Annotated in this window: 14 protein-coding genes and 1 pseudogene; 7 read left to right on the forward strand and 8 right to left on the reverse strand. The window is 60.7% G+C overall.

Going from position 1 to position 16,074, the window contains the following annotated elements:
- Nucleotides 1-43: 43 nt before the first annotated feature.
- The 3 genes from HPDFL43_RS08280 to HPDFL43_RS08290 all read right to left on the reverse strand — a co-directional run bounded on the left by HPDFL43_RS08280 (nt 44) and on the right by HPDFL43_RS08290 (nt 1,977).
- Nucleotides 44-766, reverse strand: coding sequence for a ribonuclease T2 family protein (locus tag HPDFL43_RS08280; RefSeq protein WP_040449992.1), 723 nt, complete (start codon nt 764-766; stop codon nt 44-46).
- Nucleotides 767-774: 8 nt separating this feature from the next.
- Nucleotides 775-1,185, reverse strand: a complete 411-nt coding sequence (locus HPDFL43_RS21365; protein WP_007196856.1) for a hypothetical protein — start codon at nt 1,183-1,185, stop codon at nt 775-777.
- A gap of 180 nt (nt 1,186-1,365) precedes the next feature.
- Complete coding sequence (locus HPDFL43_RS08290) at nt 1,366-1,977, reverse strand: hypothetical protein (protein ID WP_007196857.1); 612 nt, start codon at nt 1,975-1,977, stop codon at nt 1,366-1,368.
- A gap of 76 nt (nt 1,978-2,053) precedes the next feature.
- Between HPDFL43_RS08290 and HPDFL43_RS08295 the strand changes: the two genes are divergently transcribed.
- On the forward strand, nt 2,054-2,620 hold the full coding sequence (locus HPDFL43_RS08295) for a Crp/Fnr family transcriptional regulator (protein WP_007196858.1): 567 nt from the start codon (nt 2,054-2,056) through the stop codon (nt 2,618-2,620).
- 22 nt (nt 2,621-2,642) lie between these two features.
- On the opposite strand, the gene HPDFL43_RS08300 is transcribed toward HPDFL43_RS08295, so the two are convergent.
- Nucleotides 2,643-3,494 carry a 23S rRNA (adenine(2030)-N(6))-methyltransferase RlmJ gene (locus HPDFL43_RS08300; RefSeq protein WP_007196859.1) on the reverse strand — a complete coding sequence of 284 codons (852 nt, stop codon included), beginning with the start codon at nt 3,492-3,494 and terminating at the stop codon, nt 2,643-2,645.
- 85 nt (nt 3,495-3,579) lie between these two features.
- On the opposite strand from HPDFL43_RS08300, the gene HPDFL43_RS08305 reads away from it, so the two are divergent.
- The gene (locus tag HPDFL43_RS08305) at nt 3,580-5,703 is read left to right on the forward strand and encodes a molybdopterin-containing oxidoreductase family protein (protein ID WP_007196860.1); all 2,124 of its coding nucleotides are present in this window, start codon (nt 3,580-3,582) and stop codon (nt 5,701-5,703) included.
- A 52-nt stretch (nt 5,704-5,755) separates the two neighbouring features.
- On the opposite strand, the gene HPDFL43_RS08310 is transcribed toward HPDFL43_RS08305, so the two are convergent.
- Nucleotides 5,756-6,508, reverse strand: a complete 753-nt coding sequence (locus HPDFL43_RS08310; RefSeq protein WP_007196861.1) for an SDR family oxidoreductase — start codon at nt 6,506-6,508, stop codon at nt 5,756-5,758.
- Between the two features lie 292 nt (nt 6,509-6,800).
- Here HPDFL43_RS08310 and HPDFL43_RS08315 point away from each other — a divergent pair, with 292 nt between their 5' ends.
- Nucleotides 6,801-7,760 (forward strand): VOC family protein, encoded by a 960-nt coding sequence (locus tag HPDFL43_RS08315; protein WP_007196862.1) that lies wholly within the window; start codon nt 6,801-6,803, stop codon nt 7,758-7,760.
- Between the two features lie 112 nt (nt 7,761-7,872).
- Here HPDFL43_RS08315 and HPDFL43_RS08320 read toward each other — a convergent pair whose 3' ends face one another.
- From HPDFL43_RS08320 to purM, 3 genes are all read right to left on the reverse strand, one after another.
- On the reverse strand, nt 7,873-9,144 hold the full coding sequence (locus HPDFL43_RS08320) for an SAM-dependent methyltransferase (RefSeq protein WP_007196863.1): 1,272 nt from the start codon (nt 9,142-9,144) through the stop codon (nt 7,873-7,875).
- A gap of 119 nt (nt 9,145-9,263) precedes the next feature.
- Complete coding sequence (purN, locus tag HPDFL43_RS08325) at nt 9,264-9,887, reverse strand: phosphoribosylglycinamide formyltransferase (RefSeq protein WP_084594601.1); 624 nt, start codon at nt 9,885-9,887, stop codon at nt 9,264-9,266.
- Entirely contained in the window at nt 9,884-10,954 is a 1,071-nt protein-coding gene (gene purM, locus HPDFL43_RS08330) for a phosphoribosylformylglycinamidine cyclo-ligase (RefSeq protein ID WP_007196865.1), read from the reverse strand. The genes purN and purM overlap by 4 nt, the downstream gene beginning before the upstream one ends.
- 198 nt (nt 10,955-11,152) lie before the next feature.
- Here purM and HPDFL43_RS08335 point away from each other — a divergent pair, with 198 nt between their 5' ends.
- From HPDFL43_RS08335 to HPDFL43_RS08350, 4 genes and pseudogenes are all read left to right on the forward strand, one after another.
- Nucleotides 11,153-11,698, forward strand: coding sequence for a CDP-alcohol phosphatidyltransferase family protein (locus HPDFL43_RS08335; RefSeq protein WP_007196866.1), 546 nt, complete (start codon nt 11,153-11,155; stop codon nt 11,696-11,698).
- A 41-nt stretch (nt 11,699-11,739) separates the two neighbouring features.
- Nucleotides 11,740-12,900 (forward strand): AI-2E family transporter, encoded by a 1,161-nt coding sequence (locus HPDFL43_RS08340; RefSeq protein ID WP_007196867.1) that lies wholly within the window; start codon nt 11,740-11,742, stop codon nt 12,898-12,900.
- The gene (gene hdaA / locus HPDFL43_RS08345; protein WP_007196868.1) at nt 12,897-13,604 is read left to right on the forward strand and encodes a DnaA regulatory inactivator HdaA; all 708 of its coding nucleotides are present in this window, start codon (nt 12,897-12,899) and stop codon (nt 13,602-13,604) included. The genes HPDFL43_RS08340 and hdaA overlap by 4 nt, the downstream gene beginning before the upstream one ends.
- A gap of 195 nt (nt 13,605-13,799) precedes the next feature.
- A pseudogene (locus HPDFL43_RS08350) lies at nt 13,800-15,941 on the forward strand (RNA degradosome polyphosphate kinase); the annotation flags it as partial.
- Nucleotides 15,942-16,074: the final 133 nt, after the last annotated feature.

Genomic DNA, 16,074 nt, shown 5'->3' on the forward strand with positions numbered 1-16,074 from the left:
ACAGAGCACGGAGTGGGAATGGAGGGGGACGCCTGAGCCGGGTCTAGCCTGGCTCGGGGACATCAAGATTATCGAGCTTGCAGCCTTTGCGGTCGACCTCCCGGCAACCGCGGAAATCGAGCGTCGAGGTCATGCAGATGCGAATTTCACGCAGCATACCGCGCTCACACTTGACCGCGATGGCGTCGCGCGAAAGCCCCGGATTGACCTCAATGAAAGCCTCTTCGGCCTCAACGGCATCGATTTCGCCTGGCAAACTTTCAAGCGCAAACTGCTCTGGGATCGAGATCCGTTCACGCGCTGCGCGGGTGACTTCGAAATAGTCTCTCTGGGTGAGCCCGGAGCATGAGCCATGCTTGCGCCACTGGTGCCCGATCAGCCCCATTGAGGGCAGCAGGTCGAGATAGTCCCGGCCCAGCTGCGAGGGCACACGTTCCGGTTCGCGCGAGCGGCAGAATTCGGGGTAGCCGGTCTCATTCTGCGGCCAGAGCCCATGCACCACGAAGGCGAGGTCCCGATCTTCGGCGCATTGCTGCTTGTTGGCGCGCTCGCCTGTGACCAGGCAATAGGCTGGCGACCAGGACAGTGCCAGAACATAGAAATCAAAACCCTCGCCCAAAGGCAGCTCACCCGCCGCGGCGGCGCTCGAAACCGGAAAGGCGGTCTGGCCGTCATTGGCGAAAGGTCCGGACTCCTCCGAACAACCAGACAACAGCGCCAGCAATGGCAGCGCTGTCAGAAATACAATGGCGCCGGACCTGGCCATGGCGGCAATCAGCGCACCGACCGGCACCAGGAGCCGTGTACCTTGAGCGGATCAAGCCCGGATATGCAGAATTCGAGATTGTCGCGCAGTCCGGCAAAGCCCTGGCCGCCTTCGATCAGCCACCAGATCTGCCGCTTGTGGCCATCATTCATATGTGCGGTGCCATGGCAGTAAAGCCGCGGGATCGACCAGTACTCGTTGCCATAGCGGCTGCGATTCTGGTGCGCACGTTCGATGCTTTCGATCGCCAGCCCGCGCTTGAGCAGCACCCGGTCTGTCCAGTGAAAGCGTTTCTGGATGTAATTGAGCACCTGCGGCGCATCGCACGCGGGGAAGCTGCCGCCACTGAAAGCTGAAGCTGGCGTTGCAAATCCCGCGAAAGCAAGCGCCATGGCAAGAATCAGTGTTTTCAGGGTCATGTCCGGATCTCCATCGACAATGAGTCCCGGTATAGGACTTGCAGAGGTGTTTGGGCAAGACAGAAGCCGGTCTTGTCTGGCGGCAAATCTCGTATGGACAGCGCTCAAACGCCGTTTTTTTAAGTATGCAGCGCTTGTGCAAAGACATCGCGCGGACCCTTTCCAAGCGCCGCTCCCGCTTCAGTGGCTCATCATGTCGCCCTTGGCCATTGCCATGTGATGCGGCTGGTGGTGGGAGCCCGTGGCCATCAGGCCGAAAAAGCCGAGGGCCGCAACCTTTTCCTGTTCAGCGGCGTTTTCCGTGCTGACCTTCAGAATTGCTCCTTCCGGGATTGCTTCCGCGCTCACCCGCCAATCGTCGATCTTGTCCAGCTCGCGAGCGTGGGCAGGCACCATGGCGTGAATAGCGCGCAAGACCTCACCTTCGCCCGAAATCTGGAAGATGACCGTGTCACCATCAGTCTGCTGGCTGGCCGAAGCGCCCAGGATCAGGCGGTCCATGTCCACCAGATGCGTGCGCAATGCTGTGATGTCGACCTTCGACCAGTCGGTGTCTGGATCGGCGGTGAGAAGCGCCACGATTTCCGCAATCGCCGCAAAGGCCGATTGGCCGGCTTCGCCAGGGGTTGCTCCATCTGCATGGTCAGCGTGAGCTTGATGGCTTTCACCCGGTGATGCGGCTGTGTGCATGCCGCTGAAAACTGGATAGAGAATGGCCAGAAGGGCCAGAATGCCAAGGCCACCCAATAGCAGTTTGGTGCGGTGCTTGCGGTTCAAATCTGAAGAATTCATGGGATTGTCTCCTGTGTGAACACAGCATAGGCAACAGTCTGTTGCGCGGATATGATTTCAATCATATTGTGTTGCGATGTTGCCCCGGCCATTCAATCTTCTGCCGCGTGAGGCGTTGTCGGCCCGCAAGCTGGAAAGGGCCTCGGCCATTGTGCGCCGGGACGATCCTGCCGAGGCGATGTTCTTCATCAAATCCGGTCGTGCCGATCTACTCAGATACACCGAGCAGGGCGACGAGATTGTCATCCACCGTGCCCGCGCCGGGGAGACGATCTGTGAGGCGGCGCTGTTCTCACCGCGTTACCATTGTGACGTGATTGCTGCTGAACCGGCCGAATTCACCGTGATCAGCAAAGCGGCAGTGCTGGAAAGAATGCGCACGGATCAGGATTTTGCCGTGGCGATCTCGGCGCGTTTCGCAGGCCAGATCCAGGATTACCGCCGCAGGATCGAGATCACCGCCATCCGCAATGCCAATAACCGGGTCTTCGCAGCCGTCGCCGATGGCTTGCTGTCCAGGGACATCAAGAGTTTTTCAGGCTTGATCGGCCTGTCGCACGAAGCGACCTACCGGGCGCTGGCCGCGTTGGCGAAGCAAGGCCGGCTGATCAAGAAAGGGCGTGGCGCCTACGCCTTGCCCTGAACCGGACCAAGTCCGGCTCTTGTCAGCTTTCGCCAACCAGCACTCGCACCTCTGATACGGCACCGGGGCCTTCTGCCAGGATCGTGACGAGTTCGGGCAGCACCGCCTTGAGCTCGGATTCGAGCGTGAACGGCGGATTGACGATGACCAGCCCGGTACCATTGAGGCTGGGGGAAATCTTGTTGTCGCGCACCAGAAGCCGCACCGTGAGTGTGCGCGGGCGGGCAAGCGCGATCAGCTTCTTGTCAAAGGTTGCCAGCGGGCTGTCAGCCTTGATCGGATGCCAGAGCATGTAGGTGCCGCCGGGAAACCGCCGCGTTGCCCGCGCCAGACCGTCGACAAGACGGTCAAATTCGCCCTCCTGCTCGAATGGCGGGTCGATCAGCACCAGTCCGCGCTTTTCCTTGGGCGGCAGATGCGCGCCGAGCGACAGCCAGCCGTCGAGTTCGGTCACCCGCACCTGATAATCGCCCTCAAACACGCTTCTGAGCTGCTTGGCGTCGGCAGGATGCAGTTCGATGGCCGAGAGCCGGTCCTGTTTGCGAAACAGCAGTCGCGCAAGCTTGGGCGAGCCGGGATAGAGCCGCATGCCGCCATCGGGGTTCATTTCGCGCACCGCCGTCAGCCAGGGCGCCAGAAACGCAGCAAGCTGGTCCGACGGCTTCGCTTCCATCACCCGGCCGACCCCGCCATGCCATTCCCCTGTTTTCTGCGCTTCCTTTGAGGAAAGGTCATAGAGGCCGATACCCGCATGGGTGTCGATAATGCGGAACGCCTGGTCCTTGCGCTTGAGATAGGTGATGATCTGCGCCAGCACCGCGTGCTTGAGCACATCGGCGAAATTGCCCGCATGGTAGCTGTGACGGTAATTCATCGGTCTGGCTGATCTGTCCCTGAATTGATCTGATGCGATCCACGCCGACATGGCGTCGCACTCGCCTTTGCATTATAGGGAAAGCATGAACGACGCGACCCCTATTGATTCCGGCGCGGTTGCAGCCATTGGCCATTCCGCCTGTCCGCATGATTGCCCTTCGACCTGTGCGCTCGAGGTTGATCTGCTTGCCCACAACCGCATTGGCCGCGTCCGCGGCGATTCCGGCAACAGCTACACCGCCGGCGTGATCTGCGCCAAGGTGGCGCGCTATGCCGAACGCATCCACCATCCCGAGCGCCTGCTCAAGCCGCTGATCAGGGCCGGGGCCAAGGGCGAGGGCAAATGGAAAGAGGCGAGCTTTGATGCCGCGCTTGATCTGATCGCCGAGAAATTCGTCAAGGCCGAGGCCGAATTCGGCTCCGAAACCGTCTGGCCGAATTTCTACGCCGGCACAATGGGGCTGGTGCAGCGTGACGGCATCAACCGGCTGCGCCACGCCAAGCGCTACTCCAACCATTTCGGCAGCTTCTGCACCAACATGGCCTGGACCGGATTTACCATGGGCGCAGGCGCCTTGCGCGGACCCGATCCGCACGAGATGGCCAAGTCCGACTGCGTGGTGATCTGGGGCACCAATGCCGTTTCCACCCAGGTCAATGTGATGACCCATGCGATCCGCGCCCGCAAGGAACGCGGTGCAAAGATCGTGGTCGTCGACATCTATGACAACCCGACCATGAAACAGGCGGATGTGAAGATCCTGGTCAAGCCCGGCACCGATGGTGCCTTTGCCTGCGCAGCAATGCATGTGCTGTTTCGCGAGGGGTTGGCCGATCGCGATTATCTCAACAAATTCAGCGACGACCCGGCAGGTCTTGAATCGCATTTGCAAACCCGCACACCCGAGTGGGCGGAAGCGATCTGCGGCGTTCCCACATCCGAAATCGAGGATTTCGCGCGTCTTGTGGGCAACACCAAAAGAACCTTTTTCAGGCTTGGCTACGGCTTCACCCGGCAGCGCAATGGGGTGGTCAACATGCATGCGGCACTGTCGCTGGCGGTGGTCACCGGCAGCTTCCAGCATGAAGGCGGTGGCGCATTCCACTCCAACTCCGATATCTTCCGGCTCGACAAGTCGCTCGTCGAGGGGACGCGCTATTTCGATCCGGGCGTGCGCTGGCTCGACCAGTCCAAGATCGGGCGGGTGCTGACCGGCGACGCCGAGGCGTTGAATGGCGGCCCGCCGGTCACCGCCATGCTGATCCAGAACACCAATCCTGCCAATGTCGCGCCCGAACAGCGCAAGGTAATCGAAGGGTTGCGGCGCGAGGACCTGTTTGTCGCGGTGCACGAGCAGTTCATGACCGACACCGCGCAACTGGCCGATGTGGTGCTGCCCGCCACCATGTTCCTGGAGCATGACGACATCTATCGTGGCGGTGGTCATCAGCACATCATTCTGGGACCCAAGCTGGTCGAGCCCCCCGAAGGCCCGCGCCAGAACCATGACGTGATCGAGGCACTGGGCGAGCGGCTCGGCGTCAGCGATCGCGAAGGCTTCGGCATGACCCCGCGCGACCACATCAATTACATGCTCTCAAAGCGCGGCCTTGGTGATTTCGAGAGCTTCAAGGCTGACAAATGGGCCGATGTTCAGGCCGGTTTCGATGAGGCGCATTTCCTCAACGGTTTCGGACATCGCGACGGCAAGTTCCGCTTCAAGCCCGACTGGACCAGGACGCCCGCGGCCAACAAGCCGCCCAAGCGCATGGGGCCGCAGGGGCCGGTGGATCAACTGCCTGAATTCCCCGATCATGTCGAACTGATTGAGAGCGCGGACACCGAACATCCCTTCCGGCTGGCGACATCGCCGTCACGCTCTTTCCTGAACTCGAGCTTCGCCGAAACAAAGTCCTCCAGAACCAAGGAGAAGCGCCCGGTCCTGATGCTTCATCCCGAGGATGCAGCGGCCTGTGGCATCGCCGACGGAGACCGGGTGGCGCTGGGCAACTCCCGCGGTGAGCTGGCCATGCATGCCAGCCTCGACGCCGGCCAGCGCCGCGGTGTGGTGATCCATGAAGGACTGTGGCCGAATTCGGCCTTCGAGGGCGGGGAGGGGATCAACACCCTGACCGGCGCCGACGCCTGCGCGCCCTATGGCGGTGCCGCGTTTCACGACACAAGGGTGTGGGTGAGAAAGGCCTGAAGCTGTCTGACCCGTAAAAGGCCTGCCGGCAAAACACCGGCAGGCCATTGATTCAGGTCTTGTTGATGGAATTGCCGCCGTCAGCCATCAGTGCGCTACCGGTGACGAAGGATGACTCCTCCGACACCAAGAACAGTGCCGCCTGGGCGATTTCTTCGGGCTCTGCCATTCGCTTGAGCGCATGCAACCCTTTCACCCATTCATGGAACGCGGGATCGTCGCCCGCCATCGCAGTCTTGGTGCCGCCGGGGAGGAGGGCGTTGGCCCGGATTCCTTCAGGCCCATGCTCCGCGGCGAGAACTTGCACAAGACCGATGAGGCCGGCTTTCGAAGCTGCATAGGCGCCCATGCCGGGAAGTCCTATGCTGTATCCGACGAAGGAGGAGGTGAAGACGATCGAGCCGCCGCCGCGCAGTTTCATCGCCGGGATCTGATAGCGCGCGGCATGAAAGCCGGCGGTCAGGTTGGTGGCAATGACCATCTCCCAGTTTTGCGTCTTCATGTCCGGAACCGGACCCATCTCGCCTGTCGTGCCCGCATTGTTGAAGGCGCCGTCAAGCCCGCCGAACTCGGAGATTGCGAGATCGACGAGCGCCTTTTGATAGGCGCCGTCAGCGATGTCGCCAGCCAGCCATTTCGCTTTGCGACCGGTTTCGCCGATCTTGCCGGCGATCGACGCCAGCTCTGTCTCCCGCCGTGCGCCCAGCACCAGATTGGCGCCTTCGGCCGCGAAGAGTTCGGCCGCTGCTGCCCCAATTCCGCTGCTGGCACCGGTGATGATGATTGCTTCTCCGTCTAGTCGCATTGTGCTCTCCTGTGTTGCAAGAGCCAGTGCTTAGTCAGGTTGAAACGACCCCGACACCCGATTTGGGCACCCGAAACCAGCCGTTTTGGGATTTGCCGACTTGAGGATTTGGCTGCACGAGATGTGAGCCAAAGCTGATTGTCAGAGGTTTGTCTGCATGGAGTCGACTGCTGAATGCAGGCTCATTGTTCAGTTTTTGTGAACGAATTTAAGCCAAATGGCAGGCTTTCGAGCATCTCGGGGTTTTGCCATATACGGAGTCGACAACCCGCTGAGCGTCAAGGACACTGATATGGACCCCTCATTTGATATGACCCGCCGCGCCGCGCTGCATTTTCTTGCAGCCGCGCCGGTTCTGGCCAATAGCGTGACAGCCGGAGCCGCACCCGTGGCGCCGTCCTATGCGGTCACCACGCCGATCCACATCCATTCACTGTCGTTGCGGGTTCGCGATCTCGAGAAGATGACCTATTTCTACAACGCGGTCATCGGTCTTGATGTTCTGAGCGCCGAGCCTGGACAGACAACCTTGGGCAAGGATGGAAAAACGCTTGTCACGCTCATCCGCCGCCCGGATGACGAAGTCGACGATCCAACCACCGCCGGTCTGTACCACACAGCATTTCTGATGCCGTCCCGCGCGGATCTGGGGCGCTGGCTGATCATGGCCTATATGAATGGCGTGCCTTTCACCGGCTTTTCCGATCACAGGGTCTCCGAGGCGCTCTATCTCAACGATCCGGAAGGCAACGGCATCGAGGTCTATGCCGACCGTCCGCACCAGGGTTGGGAATGGCGCGATGACCGGATCATCATGGGCAGCTATCAGCTCGATCTCGACAATCTGGTGGAAGGCCTGCCCCATGACGGGGACTTGCCCTACAGCGCGCCCAGCGGCTTTCGCATCGGCCATGTCCACATGCGGGTTGGCGATACGCAGCTGGCCCAGGATTTCTATGTCAAAGCCACCGGCCTTGATCTGACCGCCCTGATCCGCGACGACAGCGCCGCCTTTTTCTCCAATGGCCGGTATCACCACCACATCGGGGCGAATATCTGGCACAGCCGCAATGCCGGCCAGCGCCCGCAGAACATGTCGGGGCTGGAAGATGCCGCCTTTTCCATCCAGCCCGGCCTGATGGACGGCTTGCGCCAAAGGCTGAAAACCCATGGCTCCGACATTGCGGAATCCGGCAACACAATCGAGACCCTTGACCCCTGGGGCACGAAAATCCGCTTTATCGCCAGCTGATCAACTGGCCCTCCTGGGGGCTTGCTGATGCTCTCAGTGGGACTGGACGGCATGCCGGGGCCAGCGCGCAAACCTGTTTTGAAAGGAAGCATCGGCCCCGGAAGGCTTGTGGCTACTCATCCAGCGCCTGCTGCGCACTGGCGACCACACGGTCCAGGAACTCCGTCTCGCGCTCGGCAATCCGGCACTCTTCGGCTTCGATGTAATTGCGGCTGATCGGGGCTGTGTCGCGTTCGCGTGCGATCTGCAGCTGGAACACATTGCTTGAACCCTGCAGGAACACGCATTCAGCAATTGAGAGATAGAGTTCCCACATCCGGCAGAAGCGTTCGTCCATGATCTCGACGGCCTTGTCCCGGTTTGCCAGAAACCGTTCGCGCCACTGCGCCAGCGTATAGCCGTAGTGGCAGCGCCAGATCTCGCAATCGAGCAGCCACAGCCCTGTTGGCTCGATGGCCGCGACCGTTTCCGACAGGGCCGGCGAATAGCCGCCGGGGAAAATGTACTTTCGCAGGAACGGACCGGTGACCCCCGGAGGTGATTTGGTGGAGATCGAGTGGATCAACGCCAGACCCTCCGGCCCAAGCCGGTCGCGAACATTGAGAAAATAGGCGCCCAGATGCGGCGCTCCGACATGTTCCAGCATGCCCACCGAAACCACGCGGTCGAACTTTTCCGTGACCTCTCGGTAGTCGATCAGCTCGAACCTGACCCGGTCGCTGACCCCGAGAATCTCCGCCCGGCGCCGCGCCACGGCCAGTTGCCGCTCCGACAGCGTCACGCCCACCACCTCGACATCGGCAACATGGGCAAGATAGAGCGCCATTCCGCCCCAGCCGCAGCCGATATCGAGCACCCGCTGACCATCCTTCAGGCACAGTTTTGCGGCGATATGGCGCTTCTTGAGGGTCTGCGCATCCTCGATGGTTTCCGGGCCATCGGGGAAATAGGCGCAGGAATATTGCATGTCCCGGTCGAGAAACAGCCGGTAGAGATCCTCGCCGATGTCGTAATGCGCCTTCACATTGGCGCGCGAGCGCGACAGCACGTTGTTTTGCTGGAACCGGCGGACCTTGCGCGACAGCCCGCGCCAGAAGATCTGGCTCGGGGAGAGGTCGAAATGCCTTTTGTTGGCATAAAACACCTGGATCAGGTCATGGATGCTGCCGCGATCGACCACCAGATGGCCGTCCATATAGGCTTCTGCCGCATTCAGCTCCGGATTGAGCAGGATCTTCAGAGCCGCCGAGGAGGAGGTGAAGCGGATCGCCGCCTCCGGCCCCGGTTCCTGGCCCCCGAATTCACGAGTGACACCCTTGGCGTCGACCACGGTGAGGCGGCCCTTCTTGATGGCTTTGTCGAGCAATCCGTAAAGTGAAAACATCTTGGCCCCGGCTTTTGTTGAGGCTCAGGATAAGAACAGTGACTTGGATGTCAAAGCATTTGCTTGGATAATCCGTGCTGGTTGCAAAGGTGCCTGTACCGGGGGGCTCAATGCTCCGGCTAAAGGCTGAACTGGCTCCGCCCGTCGCCGGTCATCCGGACCTGGCCGCGCGCCAGCATTGCGAGGGCCTGCGGGTAGATCCGGTGTTCGGCCTCCAGCACACGCGCGGCGAGCGTATCCGGCGTGTCAGTGTACTCGATGCGGATGCACGCCTGTTCGATGATCGGGCCTTCGTCCATTCCCTCGGTGACGAAGTGCACCGTACAGCCGTGCACCCGGCATCCGGCAGCCAGGGCCCGCTCATGGGTGGCAAGACCGGGGAAGGCGGGCAGCAGCGAGGGGTGGATGTTGATCATCCGGCCGGAATAGCGGCGCACGAAGTCACCCGAAAGAATCCGCATGTAGCCCGCAAGCGCAATGATTTGGGCACCCGACGCTTCGATTGCCGCACCCACAGCCGCCTCGTGTTCGGCCTTGCTGGCAAAGTCCTTGCGCGGGATGGCCTGTGCCGCGATGCCAAACTCGCGGGCGTGGTCCAGCCCTCCCGCATCCGCCTTGTCGGAAAACACTGCAACGATCCGCGCCGGATAGTTTTCATCCAGCGATGCCGCGATCAGCGCGCCCATATTCGATCCGCGTCCGGAAATCAGAACGGCGACCGGGGTTTTTGAGCCCGCGTTCACAGCGCCAATGCGCCCCGGTATGTCACACCGGGTTTGCCGGTTTCGCGAACGCTGAGCTGGCCCAGCCGGACCACGGTTTCTCCCGCCGATTCGAGTGCGCGGGTGAGGAGCTCCGCGTCGTCAGGGGCTGTCACCAGGACCATCCCGACACCACAATTGAAGGTTCGCAGCATCTCCTGAGGCTCGACCCCGCCCGTTCTGGCAAGCCATGAGAACACCGGCGGCACTGTCATTGCGCCAAGATCGATGTCCGCGGCCAGGCCCTCCGGCAAGACACGCGGCAGGTTCTCGGGAAAGCCGCCGCCGGTGATATGGGCAAGCGCCTTGATCGCGCCTGTTTCACGGATCGCCGACAGGATCGGTTTGACGTAGATGCGGGTCGGTGTCATCAGCGCTTCGCCGAGGCTTTGCGACACGTCAAACGGCGCCGGCGCGTCGTAGCCCAGACCGCTCATCTCGACGATCCGGCGCACCAGCGAATAGCCGTTTGAGTGCACGCCGGAGGAGGCGAGGCCGAGCAGCACGTCGCCTTCAGCCAGATCGCCCGACGGAAGCAGGTGCCCGCGTTCTGCAGCTCCCACGGCAAAGCCCGCAAGATCGTAATCGCCGTCGCGGTACATGCCCGGCATTTCCGCCGTCTCGCCGCCAATCAGTGCGCAGCCGGATTCACTGCAGCCCTTGGCGATACCGCCAACGATGGCAGCCCCCTGATCCGGGTCGAGCTTTCCGGTGGCAAAATAGTCAAGAAAGAACAAGGGCTCCGCGCCCTGAACCACCAGATCGTTGACGCACATGGCGACCAGATCGATGCCGACCGTGTCGTGGAGGCCCGATTCAATGGCCACCTTGAGCTTGGTTCCGACGCCATCATTGGCGGCCACCAGCACCGGATCGGTGAAGCCCGCAGCCTTGAGGTCGAACAGTCCGCCAAATCCGCCGATCTCGCCGTCGGCGCCCGGCCTGCGGGTGGCGCGCACCAGCGGCTTAATGCGGTTGACCATTTCATTGCCGGCATCGATGTCGACACCGGCGTCGGCATAGGTGAGACCATTCTTCAGATCTGCCATCGCGCCACCGCCTCAGCTTCCCATGGTTTTGAACATGCGCGGGGGATCGCATGTTGCAGCCGTCTCTGCAAGCCAAAGGCGCGGCTGCGGTTCCACAAAGAGCGCAAAAACCGGGGACAAACGGCAGTTGCCCGATCCCCGCCCTTGGAATGTGCCCGGGCAATCGCCATATGCGCTCGAGTCAGGAACAAAAGCGCCATGACCCTGCCCAACTACATCACCATCGCCCGCTTCATCATGGTGCCGCTGATCATATTTGCCTTGATCAACAGCCATATGATGGTTGCCTTTGTGCTGTTCGTGTTCGCAGGTCTCTCCGATGGGGTCGATGGCTTCATCGCCCGCCAGTTCAACCAGAGGTCCGAACTTGGGGCCTGGCTTGATCCGATGGCTGACAAATTCATGCTGGTTGCGGTGTTTCTGATGCTTGGCTGGCTTGGGGCATTGCCGATCTGGCTGGTCCTGCTCGCAGTCTCGCGAGACGGGCTTATTGTTGGCGCGGTGGTTCTCTCAAGCCTGATGGACAATCCTGTGGAGATGCGGCCGTTGATGGTGTCGAAGGCCAATACAACAGCACAAATCGTCTTGCTGGTGCTGGTTCTGGCGGAACACGCGGGCATCGCCCAGTTCACAGCGCTGAGCAACTTGATGATCTATCTCGTCGCGGGCTTGACCATTGCTTCGGCAAGCGCCTATCTCGTCTCCTGGCTCCGGCACATGGCCAGCGACAGCGAAGCCGGGTAAACTGCGGCAAGGTCGCTCAGGTGTGGCCAAGCGAGGTGACGATGACGACACGGATCGACCAGCGTGCGCTGCGCAGGCAGATTTTCTTCTGGCTGCTGGCCCTGGGCCTTTTCATTGCATTCCTGATGGTGTTCCGCTCCATTCTGCTGCCCTTCATTGCGGGCATGGCGCTGGCCTATTTTCTCGACCCTGTGGCTGACTGGTTCGAACGGCGCGGGCTGTCGCGGCTGATGGCCACCATTGTGATCCTGTGCGCCTTTGTGGCTCTGTTTGCGATCTCGCTGGTCGTCATTATTCCGGTTCTGGTGACACAGGCCGCTGATCTGGGTGGGCGCATTCCGGGCTATATCACGCAACTCCAAGAGCTCCTGAGCTCTGAGACAACGATCATGCCGGCCTGGTTCAGTGATCAGCTGTCGCAGGTCAAGGAGAGTTTCGCAGCCTTGCTGAAGGAAGGGGCGGGCCTCATCGGCACGATCTTCCAGCAGATCTGGAACTCCGGAATGGCGCTGCTCGACATCGCGGCACTGTTCGTGGTCACGCCGGTGGTTGCCTTTTATCTGCTGCTCGACTGGGACAGGATGATCGAGAGAGTTGACGGCTGGATCCCGCGTGATCATGTCGAGACGGTGCGCGACCTGGCGCGACAGATCAACCAGGCGATTGCCGGTTTCGTGCGCGGGCAGGGCAGCGTCTGCCTGATCCTGGGCCTGATTTATGCCGTCGGTCTGTCGATTGTCGGACTCAATTTCGGCCTGCTGATCGGCCTGTTTGCCGGCATCATCAGCTTCATTCCCTATGTCGGGTCGATGGTCGGGCTTGTGCTGGCACTGGTGGTGGCGATCGTTCAGTTCTGGCCGGACTTTATCATGATCGGCGCGGTGATCGGTGTCTTCGTGGTCGGTCAGTTCTTCGAAGGCAACATTCTGCAGCCGCGGCTGGTCGGCTCGTCGGTCGGCCTGCACCCGGTCTGGCTGATGTTTGCCCTGTTTGCCTTTGGTGCGCTGTTCGGCTTTGTCGGGATGCTGATTGCCGTTCCTGCCGCCGCGTCGGTCGGTGTGTTGGTACGCTTTGCCCTGTCTCGCTATCTCGACAGTGATCTCTATCACGGCGAGCAGAGACAGCTCAGCCTGGACATGGAACCAGCGTCCGAGGCAGACCAGCCTGCTGGGTATCAGTCGGATAGACACCGGTCCCAATGAGTGCCAAACCGCCTCCAGCCCAGCAGTTGCCGCTTGCTTTTGAGCATGATCCGGCCTCGGGCCGCGACGATCTGATCGTCTCTGAAAGCGTGGGTGGCGCCGTCACCATGATCGACCGCTGGCCGGAATGGCCTTCGCCCGTTGTCATCCTCGCCGGCCCCACAGGATCAGGCAAATCCCATCTCGCAAGCATCTGGGCGGACCGAACCGGTGCGCACAGGGTCAACCTTGGCGCCCGCGCGAATGAGGCGATCGCGGCCGCAGCCTCCGGTCCGGTGCTCATCGAGGATGTCGACCGCACGGCCTATGATGAAACCGCATTGTTTCACCTGATCAACGCGGTACGTTCCCATGGCGCCACCGCTCTGATGACGGCACGCCAGTTCCCCGCCGGCTGGAACGTTGCTCTGCCCGATCTCGCCTCGCGGCTGAAGGCCGCAACAGTGGTCGAGATTGGTGAACCTGATGAAGAGCTTCTGGCCCAGGTCATGGTCAAACTCTTTGCCGACCGGCAGCTGAACGTGGATGACCGGATTGTGCGCTGGCTTGTTGCCCGCATGGAGAGGTCTCTCGCTGCCGTTCGCCATATTGTCGACGGGTTGGACCAACTGGCTCTCGCCCGTGGTTCGAAGATCACGAGGGCGCTTGCCGCCGAGGCGCTTGCGCGAATGGACCAAGGCTCGCCTGACAGCAAACCGTCATAGTTCCTTCGTTCTTGTGTTATAGACGAAGCGAAGCATACTGCAGTTCAGCGCATTGGAGCGGATCGGCAATCGGTGCTGTAACGCCTTCAAATGCAGCATGCATTGGGCTTTGTGGAGTAGGACATGGACACGATTGACGCAGCTGGAATCGGCGAATTGAGGGTCAACCCGGAGACCGATGTGGCGCCCGGTACCGATCTCACCACGAGCCCGGAGCGTTTCGTCAACCGTGAGTTCTCCTGGCTCCAGTTCAATCGCCGGGTGCTTGAAGAAACACTGAACATCAATCATCCGCTGCTTGAGCGGATCAGGTTCCTGTCGATCTCCGCCGCCAACCTCGACGAGTTCTTCATGGTGCGCGTCGCCGGTCTCGAAGGGCAGGTGCGTGAAGGCATAACCAACCGCTCACCCGACGGCTTGTCACCCGCCGAACAGCTTGACCGGATTCTCGAGGAGATCGACGGTCTCCAGCTGGAGCAACAGGCCTCGCTTGCGATCCTGCAGCAGCATCTGGCCAACGAGAATATTCATTTTGTAAGGCCTTCGGGCTTGGCCGAAGGCGATATGGCCTGGCTCGAGGACGAATTTCTCCAATCGATCTTTCCGGTTTTGACGCCACTGTCGATTGATCCGGCGCACCCGTTCCCGTTTATCCCAAATCTCGGCTTCTCGATCTGTCTGCAACTGGCCTCGAAAGCGGCCAACGAGCCCATGACGGCCTTGATCCGTCTTCCGGTGGCGCTCGACCGGTTTCTCAGGCTTCCCGACCGCGATGGCGCAATCCGCTTCATAACGCTTGAGGACGTGGTTAGCCTGTTCATATCCTCGCTTTACCCGGGTTACGAGGTGCGTGGATCCGGTACATTCAGGATCATCCGCGATTCCGATATCGAGGTCGAGGAAGAGGCCGAGGATCTGGTGCGGCTGTTCGAAAGCGCGCTCAAGCGCCGCCGTCGCGGTTCGGTGATCCGTATCGAGTTCGATTCGGAACTGCCCCAGAGCCTGCGAGAATTCGTTATTCACGAGACCAATGTGCCGGACAACCGTGTCGCAGTGCTGCCCGGATTGCTGGCGCTCAACACGCTTTCGGAGATCACCAAGGCACCGCGCGACGATCTCAAGTTCGAACCGTACAATGCCCGCTTTCCCGAGCGCATCCGCGAGCATGCCGGCGACACCCTGGCCGCGATCCGCGAAAAGGATCTGGTAATCCACCATCCCTATGAAAGCTTCGATGCGGTGGTGCAATTCCTGTTTCAGGCGGCGCGCGACCCCGACGTCTTGGCGATTAAGCAGACGCTCTACCGCACCTCAAATGACAGTCCGATCGTGCGGGCTCTCATTGATGCGGCTGAAGCAGGCAAATCCGTAACTGCATTGGTGGAGCTCAAGGCGCGGTTTGACGAAGAGGCCAATATTCGCTGGGCGCGCGATCTCGAACGCGCCGGCGTGCAGGTGGTGTTCGGCTTCCTCGAACTGAAGACCCATGCCAAGATGTCGTTGATCGTGCGCCGTGAAGAGGGGCGGCTGGTGTCCTATTGCCATCTTGGCACTGGCAACTACCACCCGGTCACCGCCAAGATCTACACCGATCTGTCCTATTTTACCTGCGATCCCGTGGTGGCGCGTGACGTGGCCCATGTGTTCAATTTCATCACCGGTTACGGTGAACCCGAGCACTTGAACAAGCTTGCCATTTCCCCGCTTAATCTGCGGGCCCGGATTCTCGAGCATATCGAGGCTGAGATCCAGCACGCCGAGGCGGGGCGTCCAGCCGCGGTGTGGATGAAAATGAATTCGCTGGTCGATCCGGATATCATTGACGCGCTTTACCGTGCCAGCAACGCGGGCGTGGAGATTGATTTGGTGGTCCGCGGTATCTGCTGCCTGAGGCCCCAGGTTCACGGCCTGTCCGAACGCATTCGCGTCAAGTCGATCGTCGGGCGCTTTCTCGAGCATAGCCGCATCTATTGTTTCGGGAACGGCCATGGCCTGCCGACCGGCGATGCCTTGGTCTACATCAGCTCGGCCGATTTGATGCCGCGCAATCTTGACCGCCGGGTCGAGACGCTTGTGCCGATCATCAACAAGACCGTGCATGAGCAGGTGCTTTCGCAGATCATGCTCGGCAATGTGATCGACAACCAGCAGAGCTACGAGATTCTGCCGGACGGAACCTCGCGCCGGATTGAGCCAGGGCAGGACGAGGAGCCGTTCAATGCTCAGCTTTACTTCATGACCAATCCGAGCCTTTCGGGCCGGGGAGAATCGCTCAAATCCAATGCGCCCAAACTGATTGCCCACCGGGTTGCCCAATCCACCCAGAGCAATCGCTGATTTTTCACGGTTTTGATGGTGAACCGGTGACCTGTTTTGCCGGTTCCCAGGCTTTCTGATCCCGATCAAGCTGCTGGTCGGTGCCCATCCATGGAGCATCTATCCAAAGCCAATTCGGCATTGGCCGAAGTGC

Source organism: Hoeflea phototrophica DFL-43, from assembly GCF_000154705.2.
Taxonomy (GTDB): domain Bacteria; phylum Pseudomonadota; class Alphaproteobacteria; order Rhizobiales; family Rhizobiaceae; genus Hoeflea; species Hoeflea phototrophica.